This window comes from Brevundimonas staleyi (genome assembly GCF_041893865.1).
Classification (GTDB): domain Bacteria; phylum Pseudomonadota; class Alphaproteobacteria; order Caulobacterales; family Caulobacteraceae; genus Brevundimonas; species Brevundimonas staleyi.
Genome location: NZ_CP169082.1, coordinates 2,712,920 through 2,737,144 on the forward strand (window position 1 = coordinate 2,712,920; position 24,225 = coordinate 2,737,144).

At 67.1% G+C, this 24,225-nt stretch carries 33 protein-coding genes; 10 read left to right on the plus strand and 23 right to left on the minus strand.

Features of this window, described 5'->3' with window-relative positions:
- Positions 1-345: 345 nt before the first annotated feature.
- Positions 346-672 (minus strand): low molecular weight protein tyrosine phosphatase family protein, encoded by a 327-nt coding sequence (locus tag ACETK8_RS13860; RefSeq protein WP_374036424.1) that lies wholly within the window; start codon positions 670-672, stop codon positions 346-348.
- Positions 673-743: 71 nt separating this feature from the next.
- Between ACETK8_RS13860 and ACETK8_RS13865 the strand changes: the two genes are divergently transcribed.
- Positions 744-1,241: a hypothetical protein gene (locus tag ACETK8_RS13865; protein WP_374036425.1), complete on the plus strand. Its 498-nt coding sequence runs from the start codon at positions 744-746 to the stop codon at positions 1,239-1,241.
- Here ACETK8_RS13865 and ACETK8_RS13870 read toward each other — a convergent pair.
- The 4 genes from ACETK8_RS13870 to ACETK8_RS13885 all read right to left on the minus strand — a co-directional run bounded on the left by ACETK8_RS13870 (position 1,238) and on the right by ACETK8_RS13885 (position 4,857).
- Positions 1,238-2,770 carry an acyl-CoA carboxylase subunit beta gene (locus ACETK8_RS13870; RefSeq protein ID WP_374036426.1) on the minus strand — a complete coding sequence of 511 codons (1,533 nt, stop codon included), beginning with the start codon at positions 2,768-2,770 and terminating at the stop codon, positions 1,238-1,240. The two genes, ACETK8_RS13865 and ACETK8_RS13870, sit on opposite strands and share 4 nt — an antisense overlap.
- 234 nt (positions 2,771-3,004) lie before the next feature.
- Positions 3,005-3,736, minus strand: a complete 732-nt coding sequence (gene recO / locus ACETK8_RS13875) for a DNA repair protein RecO (protein WP_374036427.1) — start codon at positions 3,734-3,736, stop codon at positions 3,005-3,007.
- Complete coding sequence (locus ACETK8_RS13880) at positions 3,736-4,212, minus strand: nuclear transport factor 2 family protein (protein ID WP_374036428.1); 477 nt, start codon at positions 4,210-4,212, stop codon at positions 3,736-3,738. Before ACETK8_RS13880 ends, recO begins: the two co-directional genes overlap by 1 nt.
- Before the next feature lie 33 nt (positions 4,213-4,245).
- Positions 4,246-4,857 carry a flavodoxin family protein gene (locus tag ACETK8_RS13885; protein ID WP_374036429.1) on the minus strand — a complete coding sequence of 204 codons (612 nt, stop codon included), beginning with the start codon at positions 4,855-4,857 and terminating at the stop codon, positions 4,246-4,248.
- Between the two features lie 122 nt (positions 4,858-4,979).
- Between ACETK8_RS13885 and ACETK8_RS13890 the strand changes: the two genes are divergently transcribed.
- The 6 genes from ACETK8_RS13890 to ACETK8_RS13915 are packed head-to-tail and all read left to right on the plus strand — an operon-like array spanning position 4,980 to position 7,855.
- On the plus strand, positions 4,980-5,327 hold the full coding sequence (locus ACETK8_RS13890; protein ID WP_374036430.1) for an ArsR/SmtB family transcription factor: 348 nt from the start codon (positions 4,980-4,982) through the stop codon (positions 5,325-5,327).
- The gene (locus tag ACETK8_RS13895) at positions 5,311-5,826 is read left to right on the plus strand and encodes an SRPBCC family protein (RefSeq protein WP_374036431.1); all 516 of its coding nucleotides are present in this window, start codon (positions 5,311-5,313) and stop codon (positions 5,824-5,826) included. The genes ACETK8_RS13890 and ACETK8_RS13895 overlap by 17 nt, the downstream gene beginning before the upstream one ends.
- A gap of 4 nt (positions 5,827-5,830) precedes the next feature.
- Positions 5,831-6,310 carry an SRPBCC family protein gene (locus ACETK8_RS13900; RefSeq protein WP_374036432.1) on the plus strand — a complete coding sequence of 160 codons (480 nt, stop codon included), beginning with the start codon at positions 5,831-5,833 and terminating at the stop codon, positions 6,308-6,310.
- Between the two features lie 22 nt (positions 6,311-6,332).
- Positions 6,333-6,803, plus strand: a complete 471-nt coding sequence (locus ACETK8_RS13905) for a VOC family protein (protein ID WP_374036433.1) — start codon at positions 6,333-6,335, stop codon at positions 6,801-6,803.
- Entirely contained in the window at positions 6,803-7,192 is a 390-nt protein-coding gene (locus tag ACETK8_RS13910) for a DoxX family protein (RefSeq protein ID WP_374036434.1), read from the plus strand. The genes ACETK8_RS13905 and ACETK8_RS13910 overlap by 1 nt, the downstream gene beginning before the upstream one ends.
- 3 nt (positions 7,193-7,195) lie before the next feature.
- On the plus strand, positions 7,196-7,855 hold the full coding sequence (locus tag ACETK8_RS13915; protein WP_374036435.1) for a dihydrofolate reductase family protein: 660 nt from the start codon (positions 7,196-7,198) through the stop codon (positions 7,853-7,855).
- A gap of 149 nt (positions 7,856-8,004) precedes the next feature.
- Here the strand turns inward: ACETK8_RS13915 and ACETK8_RS13920 are convergent, their stop codons facing one another.
- The 10 genes from ACETK8_RS13920 to proS form a co-directional block, all read right to left on the minus strand.
- The gene (locus ACETK8_RS13920; protein WP_374036436.1) at positions 8,005-9,243 is read right to left on the minus strand and encodes a serine hydrolase domain-containing protein; all 1,239 of its coding nucleotides are present in this window, start codon (positions 9,241-9,243) and stop codon (positions 8,005-8,007) included.
- A gap of 219 nt (positions 9,244-9,462) precedes the next feature.
- On the minus strand, positions 9,463-10,422 hold the full coding sequence (gene era / locus ACETK8_RS13925; RefSeq protein ID WP_374036437.1) for a GTPase Era: 960 nt from the start codon (positions 10,420-10,422) through the stop codon (positions 9,463-9,465).
- Positions 10,419-11,132, minus strand: coding sequence for a ribonuclease III (rnc, locus tag ACETK8_RS13930; protein ID WP_374036438.1), 714 nt, complete (start codon positions 11,130-11,132; stop codon positions 10,419-10,421). Before rnc ends, era begins: the two co-directional genes overlap by 4 nt.
- Positions 11,132-11,929, minus strand: coding sequence for a signal peptidase I (lepB, locus tag ACETK8_RS13935; protein ID WP_374039406.1), 798 nt, complete (start codon positions 11,927-11,929; stop codon positions 11,132-11,134). The genes rnc and lepB overlap by 1 nt, the downstream gene beginning before the upstream one ends.
- Positions 11,930-12,228: 299 nt before the next feature.
- Entirely contained in the window at positions 12,229-12,630 is a 402-nt protein-coding gene (gene acpS / locus ACETK8_RS13940; protein WP_374036439.1) for a holo-ACP synthase, read from the minus strand.
- Positions 12,627-13,406, minus strand: a complete 780-nt coding sequence (locus tag ACETK8_RS13945; RefSeq protein ID WP_374036440.1) for a pyridoxine 5'-phosphate synthase — start codon at positions 13,404-13,406, stop codon at positions 12,627-12,629. Before ACETK8_RS13945 ends, acpS begins: the two co-directional genes overlap by 4 nt.
- Positions 13,403-13,987 carry an orotate phosphoribosyltransferase gene (pyrE, locus tag ACETK8_RS13950; protein WP_374036441.1) on the minus strand — a complete coding sequence of 195 codons (585 nt, stop codon included), beginning with the start codon at positions 13,985-13,987 and terminating at the stop codon, positions 13,403-13,405. The genes ACETK8_RS13945 and pyrE overlap by 4 nt, the downstream gene beginning before the upstream one ends.
- 192 nt (positions 13,988-14,179) lie before the next feature.
- Positions 14,180-14,881, minus strand: a complete 702-nt coding sequence (locus tag ACETK8_RS13955; protein WP_374036442.1) for an ABC transporter ATP-binding protein — start codon at positions 14,879-14,881, stop codon at positions 14,180-14,182.
- On the minus strand, positions 14,874-16,163 hold the full coding sequence (locus ACETK8_RS13960; RefSeq protein WP_374036443.1) for a lipoprotein-releasing ABC transporter permease subunit: 1,290 nt from the start codon (positions 16,161-16,163) through the stop codon (positions 14,874-14,876). The genes ACETK8_RS13955 and ACETK8_RS13960 overlap by 8 nt, the downstream gene beginning before the upstream one ends.
- 175 nt (positions 16,164-16,338) lie before the next feature.
- On the minus strand, positions 16,339-17,652 hold the full coding sequence (proS, locus tag ACETK8_RS13965) for a proline--tRNA ligase (protein WP_374036444.1): 1,314 nt from the start codon (positions 17,650-17,652) through the stop codon (positions 16,339-16,341).
- 139 nt (positions 17,653-17,791) lie between these two features.
- On the opposite strand from proS, the gene ACETK8_RS13970 reads away from it, so the two are divergent.
- The 3 genes from ACETK8_RS13970 to ACETK8_RS13980 are packed head-to-tail and all read left to right on the plus strand — an operon-like array spanning position 17,792 to position 18,744.
- The gene (locus tag ACETK8_RS13970) at positions 17,792-17,914 is read left to right on the plus strand and encodes a hypothetical protein (protein ID WP_374036445.1); all 123 of its coding nucleotides are present in this window, start codon (positions 17,792-17,794) and stop codon (positions 17,912-17,914) included.
- A gap of 9 nt (positions 17,915-17,923) precedes the next feature.
- The gene (locus ACETK8_RS13975; protein ID WP_374036446.1) at positions 17,924-18,202 is read left to right on the plus strand and encodes a DUF2141 domain-containing protein; all 279 of its coding nucleotides are present in this window, start codon (positions 17,924-17,926) and stop codon (positions 18,200-18,202) included.
- Between the two features lie 2 nt (positions 18,203-18,204).
- Entirely contained in the window at positions 18,205-18,744 is a 540-nt protein-coding gene (locus ACETK8_RS13980; protein ID WP_374036447.1) for a hypothetical protein, read from the plus strand.
- Here the strand turns inward: ACETK8_RS13980 and ACETK8_RS13985 are convergent.
- The 8 genes from ACETK8_RS13985 to ACETK8_RS14020 all read right to left on the minus strand — a co-directional run bounded on the left by ACETK8_RS13985 (position 18,701) and on the right by ACETK8_RS14020 (position 24,221).
- Entirely contained in the window at positions 18,701-18,961 is a 261-nt protein-coding gene (locus ACETK8_RS13985; RefSeq protein ID WP_374036448.1) for a DUF1467 family protein, read from the minus strand. The genes ACETK8_RS13980 and ACETK8_RS13985 overlap by 44 nt on opposite strands.
- A gap of 1 nt (position 18,962) precedes the next feature.
- On the minus strand, positions 18,963-19,385 hold the full coding sequence (mce, locus tag ACETK8_RS13990; RefSeq protein WP_374036449.1) for a methylmalonyl-CoA epimerase: 423 nt from the start codon (positions 19,383-19,385) through the stop codon (positions 18,963-18,965).
- A 25-nt stretch (positions 19,386-19,410) separates the two neighbouring features.
- Entirely contained in the window at positions 19,411-20,343 is a 933-nt protein-coding gene (locus ACETK8_RS13995) for a hypothetical protein (RefSeq protein ID WP_374036450.1), read from the minus strand.
- Positions 20,344-22,029 carry a ribonuclease J gene (locus tag ACETK8_RS14000; RefSeq protein WP_374036451.1) on the minus strand — a complete coding sequence of 562 codons (1,686 nt, stop codon included), beginning with the start codon at positions 22,027-22,029 and terminating at the stop codon, positions 20,344-20,346. It abuts the gene before it with no gap.
- Positions 22,026-22,805, minus strand: coding sequence for a type III pantothenate kinase (locus ACETK8_RS14005; RefSeq protein ID WP_374036452.1), 780 nt, complete (start codon positions 22,803-22,805; stop codon positions 22,026-22,028). Before ACETK8_RS14005 ends, ACETK8_RS14000 begins: the two co-directional genes overlap by 4 nt.
- Positions 22,806-22,820: 15 nt before the next feature.
- Positions 22,821-23,195 (minus strand): type II toxin-antitoxin system VapC family toxin, encoded by a 375-nt coding sequence (locus ACETK8_RS14010; RefSeq protein WP_374036453.1) that lies wholly within the window; start codon positions 23,193-23,195, stop codon positions 22,821-22,823.
- Positions 23,195-23,407 (minus strand): AbrB/MazE/SpoVT family DNA-binding domain-containing protein, encoded by a 213-nt coding sequence (locus ACETK8_RS14015; RefSeq protein WP_374036454.1) that lies wholly within the window; start codon positions 23,405-23,407, stop codon positions 23,195-23,197. Before ACETK8_RS14015 ends, ACETK8_RS14010 begins: the two co-directional genes overlap by 1 nt.
- A gap of 67 nt (positions 23,408-23,474) precedes the next feature.
- Positions 23,475-24,221, minus strand: coding sequence for a biotin--[acetyl-CoA-carboxylase] ligase (locus ACETK8_RS14020; protein ID WP_374036455.1), 747 nt, complete (start codon positions 24,219-24,221; stop codon positions 23,475-23,477).
- Between the last annotated feature and the right edge of the window lie 4 nt (positions 24,222-24,225).

Sequence of the window (24,225 nt, forward strand, 5' to 3'; positions counted from 1 at the left end):
AAGCGTCCGAAGAGTCCGAAGCGTTCGGATCGCCCATGGCCTCATGACGCGCGCCTCCCTGTGAAACGGGTCAGTATGGGGGTGTTCTGAGGGGCGTTAAGGAAAAGGGCTTTCAGAAGATCGGGGCGTTGGAATCGTTGGCGGATTCCGGGGATGCTTTGCCAACTCGGGTCACCTCCCCGCGCGCGAAGGCGCGTGGGGAGGACAGATCGCGCAGCGATCAGGAGGGGGCGAGACGGTCTCACCGGGCGAGCACCCGCCAGCCCTCGCTCAGACCACCGCCTCGCCCTCTCCTGATCGCTGCCCGCGACCTGTCCTCTCCATCTGCGATGGAGAGGTGATGGATCAGCGCAGATACGGCCCCACCTTCTTCTCCAGCAAGGCCACCAGTTCCGGCTGCATGAAGCCGTAGTCGTCGGGGATGTCGAGGCAGACGACGCGGGCGGACTTCAGGCTCTTCTTGAACCGCTTCTGGAGCCGCGTGCGGTGGGTGCGTTCCATGACGAAGATCACGTCGGCCCATTCGACCAGTTCGTCGGTGCAGGGCTCGTCCGCATCGGGCGCCAGCCCGGCCGACGCCGTCTCCACCCCCGGCCAGGCGGCGAACAACTGTTCGGCCGTCGGCGAGCGGAGGCGGTTGCGGGAACAGAGGAAGAGGAGGTTGGTCGTCAATCACAGCTCTTGACGTTCAATGGCGGAGCGAGGAGGCTCGAACAAATCATGAACCAAACCATCAGCTATCTATGAACGAAATCGCAGCGGCTCTCGGCAGCCTTAAAGTAGCTTTCGACATCTCGAAATCCTTCGTCGGATTACGAGATGAAGCCATGATTCAGCTAAAGGTGATTGAGCTTCAGGGAACTATAATCCAAGCCCAACAAAGCGCGTTTTCAGCTCAGCAAGAACGTTCCCAATTTCTTGAACAAGCGAAGTCGCTCGAGGGCGAGATCGCCAAACTTAAAGATTGGTCCGTCGAGAAGGCTAGATATGAGCTTTGCGCCCCGAGGGATGGCGTTCTTCTCTATCAGCTTAGAGCTCCAGACGGTCGACCACATCACTATTTGTGCAGCAACTGTATCGACAACGGATCGAAGTCGATGATCATCCGCACTCCCGAGGTAAAGAACTGGCACTACGTGCACCGATGCCCTCGGTGCGCCACGGAATACCAGTTTGAAAAGTACGATAGCCCTGGCGCTGTGAGTTATGGCTCCGACTACGATCCCATGGAGGGATTCTAAAGCGGAATATTATCGTGCTTCTTCCACGGGTTCGTCTGCGTCTTACCCTTCAGCGTCCGTAGCGCCTTGATCAGCCGGCGCCGCGTGCCATGCGGCATGATGACATCGTCGATGTAGCCGAGGCCGGCCGCGACGAAGGGGTTGGCGAAGCGGTCCTTGTATTCGGCCTCGCGGGCCGCGAGCGCTTCGGGGTCGCCGGCCTCCTTGCGGAAGATGATCTCGACCGCACCCTTGGCGCCCATGACGGCGATCTCGGCCGAGGGCCAGGCGTAGTTGACGTCGCCGCGCAGGTGTTTGGAGCTCATCACGTCATAGGCGCCGCCATAGGCCTTGCGCGTGATGACCGTCAGCTTGGGCACCGTGGCCTCGGCATAGGCGAACAGAAGCTTGGCGCCGTGCTTGATCAGGGCGCCGTACTCCTGACGCGTGCCGGGCATGAAGCCGGGGACGTCGACCAGGGTCACCAGCGGGATGTGGAAGGCGTCGCAGAAGCGGACGAAGCGGGCGGCCTTGCGCGACGAGTCGATGTCGAGGACGCCGGCCAGGACCTGGGGCTGGTTGGCGACGATGCCGACGGGCTGGCCGTCCAGGCGACCGAAGCCGCAGACGATGTTCTTGGCGAAGTCGGCGCCGATCTCGAAGAAGTCGGCCTCGTCCACCGTCTTCAGGATCAGCTCCTTCATGTCATAGGGCTGGTTCGGATTGGCCGGGACCAGGGTGTCCAGGCTGGCCTCGTCCCGCTCCGGGTCGTCGTAGCTGTCGCGGACGGGCGGCTTCTCGCGGTTCGACAGGGGCAGGAAGCCGATCAGGCGCCTCACTTCCGAAAGCGCCTCCAGATCGTTTTCGAAGGCGCCGTCGGCGACGCCCGACTTGCCCGCGTGGACGCGGGCGCCGCCCAGGTCCTCATGGCTGACGACCTCGTTGGTGACGGTGCGGACCACGTCGGGGCCGGTGACGTACATGTAGGAGGTGTCCTTCACCATGAAGATGAAGTCGGTGATGGCCGGGGAATAGACGTCGCCGCCGGCGCAGGGGCCCATGATCACGCTGATCTGGGGGATGACGCCCGAGGCCAGGGTGTTCTGGAGGAAGATGTCGGCATAGCCGGCGAGAGATTCCACGCCCTCCTGGATGCGGGCGCCGCCGGCGTCGAACAGGCCGATGATCGGGGCGCCGTTGGTCAGGGCCATGGTCTGGAGCTTGACGATCTTGGCCGCGTGCGCGCCCGAAAGAGAGCCGCCGAAGACGGTGAAATCCTTGGAGAAGACGTAGACCAGACGGCCGCCGATCGTGCCGCGTCCGGTGACCACGCCGTCGCCGGGGACGCGCTGCTTCTCCATGCCGAACTGGTGGGAGCGATGCTCCACGAACATGTCGGTCTCTTCGAAGGATCCCTCGTCCAGCAGGACCTCGATGCGCTCGCGGGCCGTCAGCTTGCCCTTGGCGTGCTGGGCCGCGATGCGGGCGTCGCCCCCGCCCTTGCGCGCTGCTTCGCGGCGGGCTTCGAGCTGGTCGAGGATGGCTTTCATGGGCGTTTCTCCTTGGGCTCTGGCTTAGGAGCGACGGGCCGGAGAGGCAAGCGCGAGGCGTTCTCCCTCCCCCTCGGGGGAGGGTCGTCGCGGAGCGACGGGGTGGGGGCGGCCGGGCGACGTGGCGACAGACGGTGGGGATCGGGTCTGTGGGGCGTTGCCTTGCCGCCCCCACCCGGCTTCGCTGCGCTCAGCCACCCTCCCCCGAGGGGGAGGGAAAGAGTGTGCGCGGCCCTACAGCCGCCCCGCCTCCCTGAGCTTGTCCATCAGCCAGACGCGCGCAGGCGGGATGGGTTTGTTCTGGGGGTGGAAGACGAACTGCTCGAGGAAGTGGCCGGTCAGGTCGAGGCCGGCGCCGACGTCGCCGTCGGAGAGCCCCGCTTGCGCGCCAAGCATGAAGGGCGGCAGTTTCAGCAGCTTGTCGGCATAGGGGGCGCCGGCCTCGCGGCTGACGGCGCGGCCGGTGCGGGGGCTGACCCAGACCAGCTCGTCCATCGTGCCGGTGGCGGCGCAGGAGCTGAGGTCCAGGCCGAAGCCGAGATCGTCCAGCAGGCCCGCCTCGAACCGCACATAGACGGCGGGCCAGACGGACGGGATCGGGAAGACGGCCATCAGGGCCTCGAAGGCCAGAAAGGCGCCGGGATGGGGCTCGCGTTCGGGCAGGGCCCCTTGCGCCACGGCGGCGGCGGCGGCGAGGCCGGTCAGGGCCAGAGGATCGTCGAACAGGGCGCTAGGCCCCTCCCCCACCGGCTCCAGACGGGCCGAGCCGAGGTGGTCCGAGGTCCGGGCGCGATAGTCGGCGGTGACGCGGGCGCCCGGCTGGAGAAAGGGCTTCATGCGGCGCGACGCCCCGCCGGCGACATAGGCGGCGTGGCGGCCGTGGGTCTCGGTCAGGAGGTCGGCGACGACCCCGGTATCGCCATGAGCCCGCGCCGACAGGACGAAGGCCTCTTCGTGGAATTCCATCAGGGCGCCGGCGTCGCTTTCGCCGCTTCGTAGGTCTTGATGATGCGGGCGATGGGGCTGGCCAGGTCGTTGGGGACGGCGAGGCTGAGGACGTATTGCTCGATCTTCCAGCCGGTGTCGGTCAGCCGCATGACGCCGGAGCCGCGCGTGCGGCCGTAGCTGTCGTTGGTCAGCTCCTCCTCGAACCAGGCGATGCAGCGGCATTCGATGGGGGCGATGGTGATGGTGCGGTTCGTCGCCGGATAGGACCAGCCGCGCCCCTGGTTGAAGAAGGGCGTCGCATAGGCGCGCAGTTCGCCGACGGTCCAGTGCTCGCCCGCGTCGGTGCCGACGAAACGGGCGTCGGGGGTATAAAGGGCGAAATAGGCCTCGGCGTCGGCGGCCTTGGAGGCGGCCTCCAGCTGGTCGAGGACGGCGGCGACCTCAGCCTCCGGCGTGGCCTGAAGCGCGGCAGCGAGAGCGAGAGCGGCGAGCATGGAGGCCTCCGGGTTGAGATGCGGACCCTAGCCTTACTCGCCGCTTTCCGGAACGGGGTAGGTCTCGGGCTTCAGCACCTTGGCGAGCGCGATCAGGTTGCGGGCGGCGTTCCTGCCCACGCGGTCGGAATAGTCGTGGCCCTGGTCGGTCTCGACATAGTCGGGGCCGGGTCCCGGGCCGAGGTGCCAGTAGGTCCAGCTCTGCGCCGGGATGGTGAAGCCCATGTCGATCAGGCCCTGCGAGATCGTCGCCACGATGTGGTGGGCGCCGTCCTCGTTGCCGGTGATGACGATGCCGGCGACCTTGCCGAAGGCGACCGGGCGGCCCGAGGCGTCCGTCTCCCCGAACCAGGCGTCCATGCGTTCCAGCGCACGCAGGGCGACGCTGGACATCTGGCCCAGCCAGGTCGGGGTGGCGAAGACGACGATGTCGGCGGCCTTCAGCTTCACGTCCACAACCGGCCAGTCGTCGCCTTCGCCCTCGTCGCCGCTGACGCCGGGTTTGATGTTCAGATCGACCAGGCGGATCAGCTCGACCTCGGCCCCGCCCTTCTCCAGCTCGGCGATGACGACCTTCGACAGGGCTTCGGTGGACGAGGTCTCGGGCGAGGGCTTGAGGGTGCAGTTCAGGACGACGGCGCGCATGGTGGGTCTCCGGGCGGGATCGATGAACGACCCGGCGCGATGCGCGTTCCTTTATTTAACCGAACGGTTGACAACGCGATCCGACGAGCATATTTAACCGATCAGTTACAGACGAAAGCGCCATGCAGACCGATCCTCTCTCCGCCAAGTTCGCCGCCTTGGCCGACCCGACCCGTCGGGCCATCCTGGCGCGGCTGACCGAGGGCGAGGCGAGCGTGAACGAGCTGGCGGAACCGTTCGACATGAGTTTGCCGGCGGTCTCCAAACACCTGAAGGTGCTGGAGAAGGCCGGGCTGATATCCCGCGGCAAGGAGGCCCAATGGCGCCCTGCCCGACTGGAGCCGATGGGCATGAAGGGCATGGCCGAGTGGCTGGAACACTACCGCCGCTACTGGGACAAGAGCTTCGACCGCCTGGAAGATTATCTGCGTAAGGTTCAGAAAGGAAACGACGATGGCAAACGGAACTGACACCCACCCGAACGACAATCCCTGCGACACCGACGGCGCGGCTCACGCCTTCGAGCTGAAGCTGGAGCGGATCATCGACGCGGCGCCGGAGAAGGTCTTCAAGGCCTACACCGACCCGCAGATCCTGGCCCAGTGGTTCGCGCCCAAGCCCTGGAAGATCGTCGATCCGATCGTGGAGCCCCGCCCCGGCGGCCGCTTCAACTTCACCATGCACGGGCCGGACGGCGAGGTGTTCCCGAACTCGGGCGTCTTCCTGGACGTGATCCCGAACCGCCGCATCATCACCACCGACGCCTTCACGCCGGAGTGGAAGCCGGCCGGTCAGCCCTTCATGGTGGCCCAGGTCGACATGGAGCCGACCGCCGACGGCAAGACGAAATACACCGCCGTCGCCCGCCACTGGAACGAGGACACGATGAAGCAGCACGAGCAGATGGGCTTCCACGAAGGCTGGGGCCAGGTGGCCGACCAACTGGCCGAACTCGTGAAGACGCTCTGATCCGATGAGCTCCGTCGTCGCCGAGGCCCCGGCCAGACCCACCCTAAATATGCAGCGCGTGTTCGATGCGCCGCGCGAGCTGGTCTGGCGGGCCTGGTCCAACCCGGAAATCATGGTCCTGTGGATGGGGCCGGTCGAATGGCCGGCGGTCAGCGCCACGGCGGACTTCCGGGTCGGCGGCGCGTGGCGCATCTGCCTGCGCTCGCCCACCACCGGCGAGACCCTGTGGCAGGGCGGGACCTATCGCGAGATCGTCGCGCCCGAGCGGATCGTCTTCACCTTCAAATGGGACGAGAGCCACGAGGACGGGCCGCCGGTCGACACCCTGGTCACCGTTCGACTGAACGAGACCGCCGACGGCAAGACCCGCATGGACTTCACCCACGAGGGCCTGAAGTCCGAACAGAGCCTGACCGGCCATCGCCATGGCTGGAACTCCACGGCCGACAGGCTCGAAGCCTGGCTGGCCGCCAACCCCGACTGAACACGAACAAGGGAGAGAGACGATGACGACCGAGCCCAACCGCATTGTGACCAGCCTGAGTTTCCAGGGCGAATGCCGCCAGGCGTTCGAGTTCTATCAGTCCGTCCTGGGCGGCGAGATCATGGCCTTTCCGTTCGGCGACGGCCCGCCCGACATGCCGATCGACCCCAAATACAAGGACTGGCTGATGCACGGCTGGCTGGAGATCCCCGGCGGCCAGGCGATCATGGGCGCGGACATGCCGCCCGAGTTCGCCCCGAACATCGACAAGCCCAAGAACGGGTTCGACGTCACCTTCCACTCCGCCGACGCCGCCGAGGCGAAGCGCGTGTTCGACGGGCTGTCGGCCGGGGGCACGGTGAACATGGCTTTCGGCGAGACCTTCTGGTCGCCGGGCTACGGCTCCTTCACCGACAAGTTCGGCATTCCGTGGATGGTCAACACCCGTCCGACCGGCGACTGGTCGCCGAACTCCAAGGCGGGGTTCGAGTGATGAAGGCCTCTCCAATGGTCTGGGTCGGTCGCGTGCTGACCGGCCTGTTCGCCCTGTTCATGCTGGGCGCATCGATCACGCCGAAGCTGATGCGCATGCCCGTGGCGGCCGAGACCCTGGTCGGGCTGGGCTGGTCGGCGGAGTGGGTGCTGCCCATCGGCCTGATGGAGCTGGGCTTCCTGATCCTCTACCTCTATCCAAGGACCAGCGTGCTGGGCGCCGTCATGATGACTGGCCTCTTGGGCGGGGCGATGGCGACCCAGGTGCGGATCGACAATCCCCTGTTCAGCCACCAGCTGTTCAGCCTCTATCTGGGCCTGATCATGTGGGGCGGGCTGTGGCTGCGGGATCCGCAACTGCGGGCGCTGTTCCCGTTCAAGAGGAGCTGACCGATGCGGAAGCTGAAACTCGCGACCTTCGTGTCGCTGGATGGCGTGATGCAGGCGCCGGGCGGTCCGACCGAGGACCCGACCGGCGGCTTCCCCTTCGGCGGCTGGTTGCCGCCCTTCTTCGACGACACGGTGGGGGAGTTCGTCGGCGGGGCGCTGGGCGAGGACTACGACCTGCTTCTGGGCCGCAAGACCTATGAGATCTTCGCCGCCCACTGGGGTCATTCGGGCGACGAGATGGGCGCCCTGTTCACGACGATCGCCAAATACGTCGCGGCCGGGCCGGAGACGCCGCTGAACTGGAACAACTCGCACCGGCTGGAAGGCGACGTGGCCGAGGCGGTGGCGAAGCTGAAGGCCGAGGGCGACCGCGACCTGCTGATCCAGGGCAGCGGCCAGCTGATCCAGGCCCTGCTGAAGGCCAATCTGATCGACGATCTGACCACCCTCACCTTCCCCGTGGTGCTGGGAACCGGCAAGCGGCTGTTCGAGCCGGGCGACCATGCCCGGACCTGGACACTGGTCGAAACGAAGCACTCTCCGTCCGGCGTGGTGTGCAGCCGCTATGAGCGGGCCGGCGAGGTGCAGAGCGGCTCCTTCGCCATGCCCGATCCGAATGAGGAAGAGGCCGCGCGGCAGGCCCGGATGCGTCGGGAGGGGTAACCTCCTACCCGTGCACCCCAGCGAAGGCTGGGGTCCAGATCACAGACCCGGTCGGCCGGGATGGCGCAACGAACTCTCTGCCCAGAGCACCTAGTTCGCCATCTGGACCCCAGCCTTCGCTGGGGTGCACGGAGGGTGATCGGACGCGCCTACTCCGCCAGCCCCGTGGGGAAGTCGTGGCCGAGCGCCTCGGCCATGCCCTGCTGCGAGATCAGCAGGACCTCGCGCTGCTGGTGGTAGTTGTTCGACAGGACGATGACCGCGATCTTCTGGTCCGGCTGCCAGACCTCGATGTTGCGAAACCCCGACCAGCTGCCGGTGTGGTAGATTTCCCAATCCTGGAAGGACGGGGTGACCCGCGTGCCGAGGCGGTTGGACATGATCCCATAGCCCCAGGCGCGATGAGGCCGCCCGCCCCGCTCGTTCGGCTGATCGGCCGGGGAATGGTCCATGACCATCTGGGCGTAGCTGTAGGGGCTGAGCAGGTGGCCGGTGTTCAGCGCCCGCTCCCAGACCAGCAGATCGTCCAGCGTCGAATAGAGGGCGCCGGCGCCGTAGACGATGGAGACGTTCGGCGTGCGCTGGGCCGTCAGGCCGGCGGGGAAGTTGGCATGGCCGGTGACGATGCCGAGGTCCGAGTCATCGTCGAAGCCGGTATCCTTCATGCCCAAAGGCTCGAAGAAGGCGGTGCGCAGATAGTCGGGGAAGGACTGGCCGCTGGCCTTCTCGACGATGGCGGCGGCCAGGTTGAAGCCGGCGTTGTTGTACTGGACCTTGGTCCCCGGTTCGAAGGACAGGCGGAAGGCCTTGGAGTCCTCGGTCAGTTGGTCGAGCGTCGCGGGCGTGACCCGGCGGCTGCCCCAACCGGGTCGGGCCATCAGGTCGGGGATGCCCGAGGTATGGGAGATCAGGTGGTGGATTTTCAGCGGCGCCCAGGCGGCAGGGCATGGCTGGATCCACTGGCAGACGGGGTCGCCGATGGTCAGTTTCTTGTCGTCCTGCAGCCTCAGGATGGCGGCGGCGGTGAACTGTTTGGAGATGGAGGCCAGGCGGAAGCGGTCGCCGATCTGCAAACGGCGGCCGGTGGCGACGTCGGAGACGCCGTAGGCCTGGCGGAACAGGATTTCGTCGCCGCGCGCGACCAGGACGGCGCCCATGAAGCGGCCGGCCTCGGCCTCGCGCTGCAGGCGGGCTGTCAGTTGCGGCAGGTTCTCGACCACCTCCAGCGGCGGGCGCGGCGGCAGGTCGGCGCGCCGGTCGGAGGCCGTCGGCAGGGGCGTGCTGGTCAGGGCGGCCGTCAGACCGGCGCCCCCGATCAGCAGGACGGCGGCGATGCAGCCGAGGAAGAGCCGGGGGTGGTTCCCGGCGGTACGCGGAACGTCGAACATCGCGGCTTGGTAACGTCTACGGACGATTCGTCATGCGTGACCGTTGGTTCCCCGGTCACATTGGCGCGAGCGAGCCCCTCCTTCATCCGTGCACCCCAGCGAAGGCTGGGGTCCAGATCACGGATTCAGGCGGCTCGGACGACGCAATGAAATGGCTGCACTAACGTCGGCGTCAGCCATCTGGACCCCAGCCTTCGCTGGGGTGCACGGTGGGGGTGGCTAGGCGTTGAAGTCCAGACCGAACTGGGCGTAGAGCGCCCGGCTGTCCTGCCATTTCGGGTCGACCTTGACCGTCAGGAACAGGTGGACCGGGCGGTCCAAGAGTTCGGTCAGTTCCTCGCGCGACTTCTGGCCGATCCATTTCAGGGTCTGGCCGCCCTTGCCCAGAACGATGGGCCGCTGGCTCTCGCGCTCGACATAGATGGTCTGTTCGATCCGGGCGGAGCCGTCGCCCTTCTCGTCGAAGGCGGTGGTCTCCACGGCGGCCGAATAGGGCAGTTCCTCGTGGACGCGAAGATAGACCTTTTCTCGCGTGATCTCCGCAGCCAGGACGCGGATCGGCACGTCGGCGGACTGGTCTTCCGGATAGAGCCAGGGGCCCTCCGGCATGGACATGGCCAGCCGCGACTTCAGGTCGTCCACCCCGTCGCCGGCCAGGGCCGAGATCATATAGACCTCGGAATAGACGCCGGTCTCGAACAGGCCGTGCGACAGGGCCAGAAGGGTGTCGCGGCGCATGCCGTCGATCTTGTTCAGGACCAGGATGACCTTGGTGCCCGTCGCCTTCAGGTTGGCGATGATGGTCTCGGTGTCCTCGGCCGACTTGCGGTCCGCGGCCGTGCCGTCCTTGCCTTCCGAGGCGATGTGAGACGGGGCGTCGATCAGGTGGACGACGACGTCGGCGTCCTCGGCCCCGCCCCAGGCGGAGGCGACCATGGCGCGGTCCAGACGGCGCTTCGGGGTGAAGATGCCGGGGGTGTCCACCAGAACGATCTGGGCCTGCCCTTCCATGGCGATGCCGCGCACGGGGAAGCGGGTCGTCTGGACCTTCTGGGTGACGATGGAGACCTTGGACCCCGTCAGCCGGTTCACCAGCGTGGACTTGCCGGCGTTCGGCGCGCCGATGATGGCGGCGAAGCCTGCACGGGTCGGCTGGGTCTGGGTTTCGGTGTCGGTCAAATCACGCCTTCTCTCTGGAGCATTGCGGTCGCAGCCGCCTTTTCCGCGTCCTGACGCGAACGGCCGGGGGCGGTCAAGGGTTCGATGCCCTCGATGGAAACCTCGACCGTGAAGGTCGGGGCATGGTCTGAGCCGGTCTGGCCCACGATCTTGTATGTCGGCAGGGGACGGCCCTTGCCCTGGGACCACTCCTGGAGGGCCGACTTGGGATTGTTCAGGGCGCGGGGCGCCGGCGTGGCCAATTCCTCGGCCCAGACGCGGTCGAACATGGCGCGGGCGGCGTCGAGGCCCCCGTCCAGATAGACCGCCGCCAGCAGGGCCTCCACGGCGTCGGCGACCAGGCCTTCCTTGCGGCGGCCGCCGGACTTGGTCTCGCCGGGCGAGAGGCGCAGGGCGTCCCCGACCTTCAGACGCGCACCGACCCGGCCGCAGGCGTGCTTGTCGACCAGCGCATGGAGGCGCGAGGACAGCTCGCCCTCGTTGGCGTCGGGGAAGTCGTGGTGCAGGCGGTCGGCGACCAGAAGGCCGAGGACCCGGTCGCCGAGGAACTCCAGACGCTCGTTGTCCTTGGGCGCCTTGCCGGAGGTCTTGTCGCCCCCCTCCCCCACGCTGGCGTGGGTCAGGGCCCGCTCGAGCAGGGCGGGATCGCGGAAGGCGTGGCCGAGGCGGTCGACCAGCGCGGCCACCGCCTCGTGCCGGGCGTTGGCCATCAGTCCAGAACGCGGAAGAAGCGGCTGGGCCGGACGTTGGCGAACCAGCTGACCGGGTTGAACAGCGAGGCCCCCGGCTCCCACGAGAACATGATGATCTCGGCCTTGCCGACCAGGTTCTCCTCCGGGACCATGCCCACGCCGGCGGATTGCTCGACGCGGCTGTCGATGGAGTTGTCGCGGTTGTCGCCCATCATGAAGTAGTGGCCGGCCGGGACCTGATAGACCGGGGTGTCGTCCAGATCGCCGCCGGGGCCGAAGTCCTGGGTCATGAAGGTGCGGCCGTTCGGGAGGGTCTCACGGACTTCGGTGACCGGGCGTGGGCCGAAGATGTCGTTGACCTCTCCGGCGCTGACGACGGCGTCCTCGACCGGCTGGCCGTTGATGTAGAGCTTGTTGGCGATCATCTGGATCGTGTCGCCCGGCAGGCCGATCACCCGCTTGATGTAGTCGGTCCGGTTGTCGCGCGGCAGCTTGAAGACGACGATGTCGCCCCGGTTCGGCGCGCGGCCGAAGACCCGGCCCTCGCCCAGCGGCAGGTTGATCGGCAGGCCCGACGAGAATTTGGAATAGCCGTAGGCCCACTTCGACACGACGATGTAGTCGCCCTCGTAGAGGTTGGGCTCCATCGAGGCCGACGGGATGGTGAAGGGCTGGAACAGCAGAACCCGCAGGACGAAGGCGATGGCCAGGGCCACCACGACCGTCTTGACGATCTCGACCGTCTCGGAGGCAGCCGAACCGCCGTCGTCGTCACGGTCTTCGCCCCGGACGTGGACCTTGGCGGCGGCCGGGATCTTTTCCTTCTTGCCCGCGTCGTTGAACGGGGCGTCGCCCTGATCGCTCCAGATCGGGCGATGGGTGGACGAGGTCACCACGGGCTTGACCGTGTGGTCGCTCTCGGAGGCGGCGAACTCGGCTTCGGGGGTCTCGGCCACATCGTCAGGCGAGACGTCGCGGGTCACCACGGCGGAGGATTCTGCGTCGGCGGTGTCCGTGACGGCCTTGTCGTCGTCGGTGGGCTTGTTGTCGCTCATGTAAGAAGTCGTCCCCGGTCGCCGAACGCGACACGCATACGGTGGCGAGTATAGCCCGATTATGCCGCGGGCAAGGCCTCGATCACCACGAAGGCGAGTGCATAGGGGTGTTCGTCGGAAAGCGTCAGGTGAATATGGGCGGTGTGGCCGGGGGGCGTCAGTCGCTCCAGGTGTTTGGCCGCCGGTCCCGTCAGCTTGAGCGTCGGCTGGCCCGAGGGCAGGTTCACCACCCCCATGTCCTTCCAGTAGACGTCGCGGCGCATGCCGGTGCCGAGCGCCTTGGCGCAGGCCTCCTTGGCCGCGAACCGCTTGGCGTAGGACCAGGCGGCGTCGGGCTTGCGGTCCGACCGGGTGCGTTCCAGTTCGGTGAAGCAGCGGTTCTTGAAGCGGTCGCCGAAGCGATCCAGCGACGTCTGGATACGCCGGATGTCGGACAGGTCCGCGCCGATGCCGACGATCACAGGTCGACGACGAGCGCGTCGTCCTCCCGAGGGCCGTGAACCGCCTCCTTCATCGCCTCCCGCATCCGCCAGATGGCGGCGCCGAGACCGACGAAGACCGCCTCCCCGATCAGGAAGTGGCCGATGTTCAGCTCCTGGATCTCGGGGATGGCCAGAACCTCGGCGGCCGTGTCGTAGTCCAGGCCGTGGCCGGCATGGACCTCCAGCCCCAGGATGTCGGCCTGGGCGGCGGCGGCGGCGAGGCGGTCGAACTCCGCGCTGCGCTCGCCGTAAGGCAGGTGGCAGTAGCGGCCGGTGTGGAACTCCACCACCTGGGCGCCGACGGCGGCGGCGGCCTCGACCTGTTCGGCCGAGGGTTCGATGAACAGGCTGACGCGGATGCCGGCGTCCGACAGGGCCTTCACGACCGGGGCGATGCGGGCTTCGTGACCTGCGACGGCCAGACCGCCCTCGGTCGTCACCTCTTCGCGACGTTCGGGCACCAGGCAGGCGGCGTGCGGCTTGTGACGCAGGGCGATGGCCAGCATCTCCTCCGTCACGGCCATCTCGAAGTTCAGCGGCCGCTCGAACTGCTGGCAGAGCGCCGTCAGGGCCTCGATGTCGGCGTCGGTGATGTGGCGGCGATCCTCGCGCAGGTGGGCGGTGATGCCGTCCGCACCGGCGCCGATGGCGGCCTCGGCCGCGCGGACCGGATCGGGATGGACGCCGCCGCGCGCGTTACGCACCGTCGCGACATGGTCGATATTGACCCCGAGGCGGACGGGCGGGCGCTTCACTTGGCCAACCGCCGGCTGCCGGGATCTTCCACCGGGATGGCCGCCAGTTCGGGCGGCAGGGCGTCGGCGGGCCAGGCGGGCACGTCCAGCGAGGCCAGGGCGATCAGGGGGACGCCGACATCGGCCTTGCCGCCCGAACGGTCGACGATGCAGGCGGCGGCCACGACCGCGCCCCCCGCGGCTTCAATTGCCGCGATGCACTCACGGCTCGACAGGCCGGTTGTGACGATGTCCTCGACCATGACGACCTTTTCGCCCGGCTCGACGTGGAAGCCGCGACGCAGCTTGAACTCGCCGCCTTCGCGCTCGACGTACATGGAGCGGACGTTCAGGTGTTTGGCCGTCTCATAGCCGGGGATGATGCCGCCGACGGCCGGAGAGATCGCGACGTCGACCGAGCCGACCAGGGCCGTGATCTTCTCGGCCAGGGCCTTGCACAGACGCTCGCAGCGGGCGCCGTCCATGAAGACCAGGTTCTTCTGCAGGAAGACCGGGCTGTGCAGGCCCGACGACAGGACGAAATGGCCTTCGCGCAGGGCGCCGGCGGCGCGGAATTCGTTCAATACATCTTGGGTGTCCATGTCCTGCATCTAGGACACCCGTCGTCGCCCGTGAAGGACGAACCTTCACCAATCACCGTGCACCCCAGCGAAGGCTGGGGTCCAGATCACGGATTCAGGCGACCGGGATGGCGCACCGGAACTGCTGCTCCAAGCAATCCCTTGGCCATCTGGACCCCAGCCTTCGCTGGGGTGCACGGATGAGAGAGGTCCCTAGTACTCGCGGCTTTCGGCCTGACGCTCTTCCAGATGGCCGTCCTTCAGGGCGAAGACGCGGTCCATATGGCCGGCCAGCTCCATGTTGTGGGTGGCGATCAGGGCGGCGACGCCGGTTGTCTTGGTCAGTTCGCGCAAGGACTCGAAGACCGACTGGCTGGTGGTCGGGTCGAGGTTGCCGGTGGGTTCGTCGGCCAGCAGCAGGCGCGGCTTGTTGGCCAGGGCGCGGGCGATGGCGACGCGCTGTTGCTCCCCGCCCGACAGCTGGGCCGGCTGGTGGGTCAGGCGTTGGCCCAGACCCAGAGCCGTCAGGGTCTCCTCGGCGCGCGCGCGGGCGGCGGGCTCGGAAAGCCCCGCGATCCGCATCGGCAGGGCGACGTTGTCTCGCGCGTCGAACTCCGGCAGCAGGTGGTGGAACTGGTAGACGAAGCCGACCCGGTTCAGGCGGATGCGGGTGCGGGCGCGTTCGTCCAGGGCGCCGACGTCCTCGCCGTCGATGCGGACCTCGCCCGAGGTCGGACGTTCCAGCAGGCCGGCGGCATGCAGCAGGGACGACTTGCCCGAGCCGGACGGCCCGATCAGCCCGACCAGTTCGCCCGGGAAAATGTCCAGATCGACGCCCTTCAGGACGGTCAGCTCGCCCGTGCCCGTGACATAGGTCCGGGTCAGGCCGCGCGCGGAGAAGACGGGGCTATTCAAAGCGCAGGGCCTCCACCGGGTCGATCTTGGTCGCGTTCCACGACGGGATCAGACTGGCCACGCAGGACATGAAGAAGGCCCAGACGGTGATCCAGAAGACGTCCACCGGATCCACCTCGGCCGGGATGGCGTCCAGCATGTAGACGTCGGCGTTGAACAGCTGGGTCTGGAAGACGAACTCCAGGAAATGCTGGATCGAGCCGATGTTCAGGCAGAACAGGAGGCCCAGCACCAGACCCGTGATCGTGCCCGCCACGCCGATGGAGGCTCCGGCCATGAAGAAGACGCGCAGGATGGACGACGGGCTGGCCCCGATGGTCCTGAGGATGGCGATGTCGCGGGTCTTGTTCTTCACCAGCATGACGATGCCGGAGATGATGTTGAGTGCCGCGATGGCCACGACCATGCCCAAGATGATGGACATGGCCACCCGCTCGACCTTCAGCGCGCCCCAGAAGGCGGCCATCTTGTCGCGCCAGTCAGCGACGAAGCCGCCCTGCCCCGCCGCCTCGCGCACGGGGGCCAGGTACTGGTCGATCCGGTCCGGCTGATCGACCTTGATCTCGATGACGTCCCAGACGCCCTCCTTGCCGAAGAAGAGCTGGGCCTGTTCCAGAGGCATGAAGATGAAGGCGCGGTCGTAGTCGGCCGTGCCCGACGAATAGGTGCCGCCGACGCGGTAGGTCTTGTTCAGCCCGCCGAGATTGCCGAAGGCCGAGTCCGCGCCCGTGGGCGAATAGATTTCGATGGGATCGCCGACGCGAAGCCCCAGCGCATCCGCCAGAGACTGGCCGATCAGGACGTTGTCGCCGCCATAGGCGCCCTGGCCGAAGCTGCGGCGCGCCTGATCCGACAGGCTGTCGTAGACGAAGCTCATGGTATCCAGATCGTCCGGCGCGATGCCGCGAACGAAGGCGCCCGTCGTCTGGCCTCCCGCGCGGATGATGGCCTGGCTTTCGGTCAGGGGGGTGACGCTGACCACGCCCTCCACGCCCCGGATGCGATCCACGACGGCGTTCCGGTTGGCGGCGCTGAGCACCTCGCCCTGCACATACATGTGGCCGTTGAAGCTGAGCATCCGGCCCAGCAGCTCGTTTCGGAAGCCGGCCATGATGCTGAGCACCACGATCAGGGCCATGACCGCAAGCGCGATGCCGACGAAGGAGATGATGGCGATCAGGGCGACGCCGCCCTCCTTGCGCTTGGCGCGCAGGTACCGCATCGCCAGACCGATCTCCCAGGCGGAGAAGGGGCCGGCGGGCTTGGGGATGACGTCGGTCATTGGAACATCTCCCTTCTCCCCTCGGGGGAGAAGGTGGCGCGCGGAGCGCGACGGATGAGGGGGCTCCCGGCCACGAAGCTTATCGGAGACGTGAGGGATGGCTGGACCAGCCCCCTCATCCGTCCGGCTCCGCCGGCCACCTTCTCCCCCGAGGGGAGAAGGGAAAGGACATCGCTCAACCGATCGCCTCCAAAGCTTGATCCAGGGCCACGGTGGACTTCTCACCGGTGGCGCGGCGTTTCAGTTCGACGACGCCCTCGGCCACGCCCTTCGGACCGATGGTCAGTTGCCACGGGATGCCGATCAGGTCGGCGGTGGCGAACTTGCCGCCCGGACGCTCGTCGGTGTCGTCATAGAGGACCGTCTTGCCGGCGGCTTCCAGAGCGGCGACGGCGGCCTCGCAGGCCTCGCAGACGGCCGGGTCGCTGACGCGCAGGTTGATGACCACGACGTCGAACGGGGCGACCGAGTCGGGCCAGATGATGCCGGCCTCGTCGTGGCTGGCCTCGATGATCGCGCCCAAGAGACGCGACACGCCGACGCCGTAAGAGCCCATGTGGACGTTGGTGTCGACGCCGTCCGGCCCGGCCACCCTGGCCTTCATCGGCTCGGAGTATTTGGTGCCGAAATAGAAGATGTGGCCGACCTCGATGCCGCGGGCCGACAGGCGGTCGGCCTCGGCGGTCTGGGCCTCGAACTGGGCCGCGTCGTGCATTTCTTCGGTGGCGGCATAGAGCGCCGTGCGCTCGTCGAACACGGCCTGGACGGTGGCGGGATCGAAGTCGTGGCCCGGTGCGGCCATCTCGACCAGCTTACGGTCGCAGAAGACCTCGCTCTCGCCGGTCTCGGCCAGGACGATGAACTCGTGCGACAGGTCCCCGCCGATCGGTCCGGTGTCGGCGCGCATCGGCACGGCCTTCAGCCCAAGACGGGCGAAGGTGTTCAGATAGGCCACGAACATCCGGTTGTAGGCGGTGCGGGCCGAGGCCTCGTCCAGATCGAAGGAATAGGCGTCCTTCATCAGGAACTCGCGGCCGCGCATGACGCCGAAGCGCGGGCGGCGCTCGTCGCGGAACTTCCACTGGATGTGGAAGAGGTTCAGCGGCAGGGATTTGTAGCTCTTCACGAAGCTGCGGAAGATGTCGGTGACCATCTCCTCGTTCGTGGGCCCGTAGAGCAGTTCGCGCTCGTGACGGTCGGTGATGCGCAGCATCTCCGGGCCATAGGCGTCGTAACGGCCCGACTCGCGCCACAGGTCGGCCAGTTGCAGGGTCGGCATCAGCAGCTCGACAGCGCCGGCCTTCTCCTGCTCCTCGCGCACCACCTGCTCGATGCGGTTCAGGACGCGCAGGCCCAGTGGCAGCCAGGCATAGATGCCGGCGGCCTCCTGTTTGATCATCCCGGCGCGCAGCATCAGCTGGTGCGAAACGATCTGGGCGTCGGACGGCGCCTCTTTCAGCGTGGGCAGGAAGTAGCGCGACAGGCGCATCGGCGATCCTCAAGTGTAGCTTGGTGCGGTCCTTAGCCCGCGTCCCTCGGACATGGCAACGAAGCGCGGCGGCAAAACGGCGAGTTGACTCCCGATAATAATGTACTTTGTTTTATAAAGTTCTTCACAGGAGACTTTCATGCCCGCTCTGCTTCTCGCCGCCCTGCTGTTCGCCACCCCTCTGCAAGGCGGCGGCGCGGTCGAAATCCGCTTCACCGGCGCCCGTCCCGGCGGGCCGATCATGGTCCAGCTGTGCACCTAGGCGGAGTTCATGCGCCCCTGTCGCTTCCAGACGATCGTGCAGGTTCCGGCGACCGGGGCGCCCGTCGCGCGGTTCATCGGCGTGCCGGCCGGCCGCTATGCCGTCGCCTCGTTCCAAGACGTGAACCGCGACGGACAACTGAATTTCGGCGGCATGATGGGAGCGCCGTCCGAGCCCTGGGGTTACAGCCGTGGCGCGCGGGGCGTCATGGGCCCTCCCCGCTTCGAGGACGCGGCCGTCAGCGTCGGGGCGAACGGCGGCGTCATCCCCGTCGCCCTGGGGCTGTGACGATGAACCTGGACCTCGTTCCCCTGGGCTGGATCCACAGCCTGGCCTGTCTGGTCGCCCTGGCGGCGGGGCCCGTCGGCTTCATGACGCGCAAGGGGTCGCCCCGGCATGTCCTGATAGGACGGGCCTACATGGTCTCGATGATCGTGCTGAACCTGACGGCGCTGGGCGTCTACCGACTCGGGATCTTCTTCTTTCCGCATTGGCTGGCGATCCTGACCCTGGTGCTGATCGCGGCGGGCTGGGGATCGGCGCGGCTGATCCGGCGGCATGTGGCGTGGCGGTATGTCCACCTCTCCAGCATGATCGCCAGCTACTATCTGCTGATCGGCGGCGGGGTGAACGAGGTCTATCTGCGCGTCGACGCGGCGCGGGACCTGCTGAACGCCGCAGGACCGCAACTGCTGGGCCAGACCCACGCTGTGGTCATGCTGGTGTTTCTGGTGCTGCTGTTGGGCTGGAACGGATGGGAGGCGGCGAAGATGATCCGCCGTAGGCTCAGACGGGCGGCGCCATATCCGGCAGGGGCATCCAGCCGATGAAGACCAGGAACATCACCAAGAGCCAGACGATGAAGGACACCCACGTCGTGGTGATGAATTTCTTCTTCAGGTTCGGCGTCTTGGGCGCGCCCCACTGGGAGCCGTCGGTCGGCGGTTCGTGCGTCTCGGACGAGGTGCCAAGCGGCAGGACGCCGAACAGGACCACCCACCAGACGACGATGTAGATGGCGAACATGGTCAGGGGACCGATGGGCATGTCAGTGCGCCTCCTTCGGGGTTTCCATCAGCTCGACCAGGACCCCGCCCATGTCCTTCGGATGCAGGAACAGGATGGGCGTGCCGTGGGCGCCGATGCGGGGCTCGCCCGTGCCGAGCAGGGTCGCGCCCTTCGCCCGCATGGCGTCGCGGGCGCCGAGGATATCCTCGACCTCGAAACAGACGTGGTGCTGTCCGCCCTTGGGGTTCTTGGCCAGGAAACCGTGGATCGGGCTGTCGTCGCCCAGCGGCTCGATCAGTTCGATCTGGGCGTTCGGCAGGTCGATGAAACAGACCCGCACCCCCTGCGCCGGCAGGTCGAAGGGCTCGCCCGCCGAGGTCGCGCCCAGCATGTCGCGATACAGGGCCACGCTGGCTTCGATGGAGGGCGTCGCGACGCCGATGTGATTGAGTCTGCCGATCATGGGATCGCTATGGCCCCTACCTGGGTTACGGGCAAGCGGCGCCCAGGCCGGGCGCCCTCAAGGCCAGCAGGATGGATCGTCGCACCTCGGCCGACATCAAGTCCGCGCCTTCGAGGATGCAACCGACGACGGTATTGGAGTTGGGGGCCAGCAGACCATAGGTCCGGTTCTTCGCCTCCAATTCGATCCGCGCCTGTTCGAGCGCGACCGGCGCGGCCGCGATCACCGCCGGGTCGCGGCTGACGATGGTCATCTCGTGCAGGCTCTCGCCCGAGCTAGGGAAGTCGTAGGCTTCGTCATCGAACTGGAAGATCCGCGCCGACAGCCGGTCCGGGGCGCCGTCGCCGTCGCCGAACTTGCTCTCCTGACTGGCCGAGAAGGAGATGGCCGGTCCCTCCTCCGGCACCACGAGGATGTAGGCGTGGCGCGGGAAGAGCAGATACTGCGCCAGCCATTTGGTCACCCAGACGGCAGGCGCACCGTCCGGTCCCAACGCCTTGGCGCCGACGTAAATGCCGGGCGCCAGGACGCGGTGGTCGATCCGGCCGTTGATGGCCTGCATCCGATCGACCATCACCTGATCCAGCAGAAAGGTTCCACCATCGGCCGCCTGCTCGAAATGGGCGCGGATGTCGGCGGCGGTGGGATTGTCGCCCAGCTCCCGCCCATAGATTGCGTCGAAGGCCCGAGCCGAGGTCGGGCTGTCGTCGGCGGTGGAGAACCACAGGACGGCGATCTCGTGGCCCGTGCGCGCGACGGGGTTCTCGCCCCGGAATGTCGAGAGGCTGAGCACCAGGTTGCAGGCGGCGAAGATCGCCACGAACCCGGCCAGCCCCTGCCCCGCGATCACCGCCCACTTCTTCCAGCCCGTCAGCGGATGACGGGCGTGGCGGACGCGATGCTTGAAGCGCCCCCCCCTGTCCTTGATGGTCTCGAACGAGGGGCGCTGCATCGGCATCTAGAGTCTCAGGATCACGGTCTCGACGATCGGACGGCGGTCCCAGATCTGTTGCGAGGCCTTCTTCAGCACCCGCGCCACGGCCTGTTCGACCACCATGTCGTCGTCGCGGGCCTCGCCCTTCAGGCTGCCCACGGTCTGTTCGACCCGCTCCGCCAGGTTGTCGAGCGCATCGCCCAGCGGCGTGACCTCGTCGCCCGGCAGGCCGATGGCGCGGACGTCGATGTCGGAGACGATCTTGCCGCGACGGTCCATGGCGAAGCTGACGACCAGGACGCCGTTGGTGGAGGCGTGGCGACGCTCGCGCAGGGCCTCGCCCTTCTCGGTGACCACCATGCCGCCATCGACGTAGAGACGGCCGTTCGGGACTTCGTCTATGATGGCGGCCTGACCGGGGGCCAGACGGACCATGTCGCCGTTGCGCGGCGTCACCGTCTCCGGCACGCCCAGATCGCGGGCGAAGGCGGCGTGCTCCATCAGGTGGCGACGCATGCCGTGGGTCGGGACCGAGATGCGCGGGCGAGCCCATTCGTACATCTGCTTCAGCTCGTCGCGGCACGGGTGGCCGGAGACGTGGATGCCGGGGTGGTCCTTCTCGGTGTAGAGGCGCACGCCCCGATCCGCCATCCGGTCCTGCAGGTTGGCGATGGCCAGCTCGTTGCCCGGAATGATCCGCGACGAGAAGATGCAGTGGTCGCCCAGTCCCAGCTTGATGAAGGGGTGCGAACCGTCGGCGATGCGCGACAGGGCGGCGCGATCCTCGCCCTGGCTGCCGGTGCAGAGGTAGAGGATCTGGTCGGCAGGCCAGTGACGGGCCTCGTCCTCGGTCAGGATGGCCTGCGAGCCTTCGAACAGGCCGACGTGGCGGGCCGCCGAGGTGATGCGGTGCATGGAGCGGCCGGCCAGCGCCACGCGACGCCCGGCCTTCTCGGCCGCCTTAATGACGCTGACCATGCGAGCGACGTTGGAGGCGAAGCAGCCGACCGCGATCTTGCCGGTCTTCAAGGATCCGATCAGTTCGATCAGGCCTTCCTGAGCCTGAAGCTCCGACCCCGCCTCGCCTTCGACGAAGACGTTGGTGGAATCGCAGACCATGGCCAGCAGGCCTTCGTCGCCCATCTGGGTGATGGCCGGGACGTCGGTCGGCTTGCCGATGACCGGGTTGGGATCGAGCTTCCAGTCACCGGTGTGGAAGACCGTGCCCAAGGGCGTCGTGATCTTGATGCCGTTCGGTTCGGCGATGGAGTGGGTCATGGTCACGAAGTCGACCTGGAACGGGCCGAGATCGACGTGGCCGCCCAGGGGCACCTCGATGATCTTCACGTCCTGCACGCCGTTGTCGCGCAGCTTCTCGCGGATCAGGAAGGCGGTGAACGGGGTCGCATAGAGCGGGGCCTTCAGGCGGCTCCACAGCCACGGCAGGGCGCCGATGTGGTCCTCGTGCGCGTGGGTCAGGACGATGCCGCGGATGGTCTCGCCTTCCAGGAAGGCGGGGTCGGGCACGATGATGTCCACGCCCGGCGTCGACAGGTCGCCGAAGGTCACACCGACGTCGACCAGCATCCACTGGCGGTCGTCTTCCGGCCCGTAGCCGTAGCAGTTCAGGTTCATACCGACCTCGCCCGAGCCGCCGAGCGGCAGGAAGACGAGTTCGTCGTGGGCCGAAGCCTTGGTTTTCTTGGTCATGTATCCGTCAGATGGGTATTGCGGCGCCAGATTTCGAGCAGGCCGCGGATGGTCAGGTCCGGATCGAACCGGTCGATGGCTGGGGTCGCCCCCTCGAACAGGGAGGCGACGCCTCCGGTTCCGACGACGGTCATGGGGCCGCCCCACTCCGCCTTGATGCGCGAGACCATGCCCTCGATGAGGCCCACATAGCCCCAGAAGACGCCCGACTGCATGTTGGACACGGTGTCCTTGCCGATCACCTTGTCCGGCTTCTGAATCGCGATGCGCGGCAGCATGGCCGCGGCCTCGTGCAGGGCCTGGAGGCTGAGGTTGATGCCCGGCGCGATGGCCCCGCCCTCGAAGGCGCCGTCGGCGGCCACGATGTCGAAGGTGGTCGCGGTGCCGCTGTCGATAATGATCAGGTCGCCGGGGTACAGCAGATGCGCCCCGATGGCGTTGACCAGCCGGTCGGCGCCGGCCTCCGAGGGCTTGGTGATGCGGACCGGGATGCCCAGCTCGACATTGTCGCCGATGACCAGGGGCTCCACCGACAGATAGCGGCGCGCGAGGTTGCGCAGGTTGAAGATCGACTGGGGCACGACGCTGGAGATGATGCAGCCGGTCAGGGTAGCCAGATCGATCTTCCGCATGGCCAGAAGCTGGGTCAGCCAGACGGCGTATTCGTCGGCCGTGCGGCTGGCCTCGGTCGAGGTGCGCCACTGGGCGATCCAGCTTTCGCCATCGTGCACGGCGAAGAGGGTGTTGGTGTTGCCCTGTTCGATGGCGAGAAGCATGGGATTCCGGTTCCGTCAGATCTTTTCGACCAGGATGACGCCCGGCAGGTCTCTGAAATGGGCGTCGCACGTGAGGAGGTCCGCGCCGTATTCCTGAGCGGTGGCATAGATGACCGCGTCGGCCGTGGCCAGCTTGTGAGTTGCGGAGATTTCCGCCGCCTGCAACGCGATGTGGGTTGTCAGTGGAACAACGACACAGGTCCGACTGAAGGCCACCGCCCTATCGGTCGCGGCTTCGCCCCGCTCGCGCGTCATCCATTTCGCCAATTCGAACTGAACCAGCGTCGGAACAAGCCAGTCGGCAGCTTCCGGTATCGTTCGTGCAAGGCTTTCAGCCGTCGGTGAATCTATCAACCACTCGATCCAGGCCGAGGTATCGACCAACCGCATCAGAAGCGGTCGTTCCGATCACGGTAGTCGGCGGTGTCCGCGCCTCTGGCCATGCCTCTCAGCTCCGCCAGGGTTGGGACAGGCACAAGGGTCACGCCCTTGCCCTTCGGCACGAACACGAACGACTGTCCGGCCTTCCAGCCGAGCTCATCGCGGACAGCCTTGGGTATAGAAATCTGGAACTTGGACGACAGGGTTGCGGTATCAGCCATTTTCTTACTCAGATCAGATCGATCAGAAGAACGTAAGATGCGCCCTCAGGCGACGCATCGCAAGGCGTCAGGCCGCCGCGCCAAAGAAGACATCACCCGCCGAGATCAGGCGCAGAGCCCCGTCCGCGGTACGCAGCCGCAGCGCCCCGTCCGGCGCCACGCCTTCCGCCGTGCCCTCGACCGTCTCATGCCCCAGACGGGCGACGCAGGGGCCGTCGAGGCCGCGCGTGCGGGCGGTCCAGGCGTCGAGGATGGGCTGGAAGCCCAGGCTCTCCCAGCGCGCCTGCCAGACGGCGAAGGTCTCGGCCAGGACCGTGGCGGCGTCGTCGATGGCGGGCGGATAGGCGATGTCGGATCGCAGATGAGCGGCCAGGCTGGTGGCGGGACGCTCGGTCCCCTCCGGCGCATGGGCCAGGTTCACGCCGATGCCGACGGCCAGCCACAGGGCGCCCGACGCCTGGGTGCCGGACTCGATCAGGATGCCGCAGGACTTCACCCCGTCCAGCATCACGTCATTGGGCCATTTGATGCTGACCGCGCCCGGCGTGGCGAAGGCGTCGAGCAGATCGGCGACAGCGAGCGCCGCGACGAAGGTGATCTGGGCCGCCTCTGCCGCCGGCTTGTTCGTCAGGGTCAGGAGGGTGGCGAACAGGTTGCCCGTGTCGCTGTTCCACTCACGCCCTCGCCGACCGCGACCGGCGGACTGGCGGCGGGCGACGATCCACTGGCTGGACGCGTCGCCGCCCTCGGCCCGGCGACGGGCCTCGGCGTTTGTGGAATCGATCTCGTCGAGCAGGTGGATGGGCGGGATCACCGCC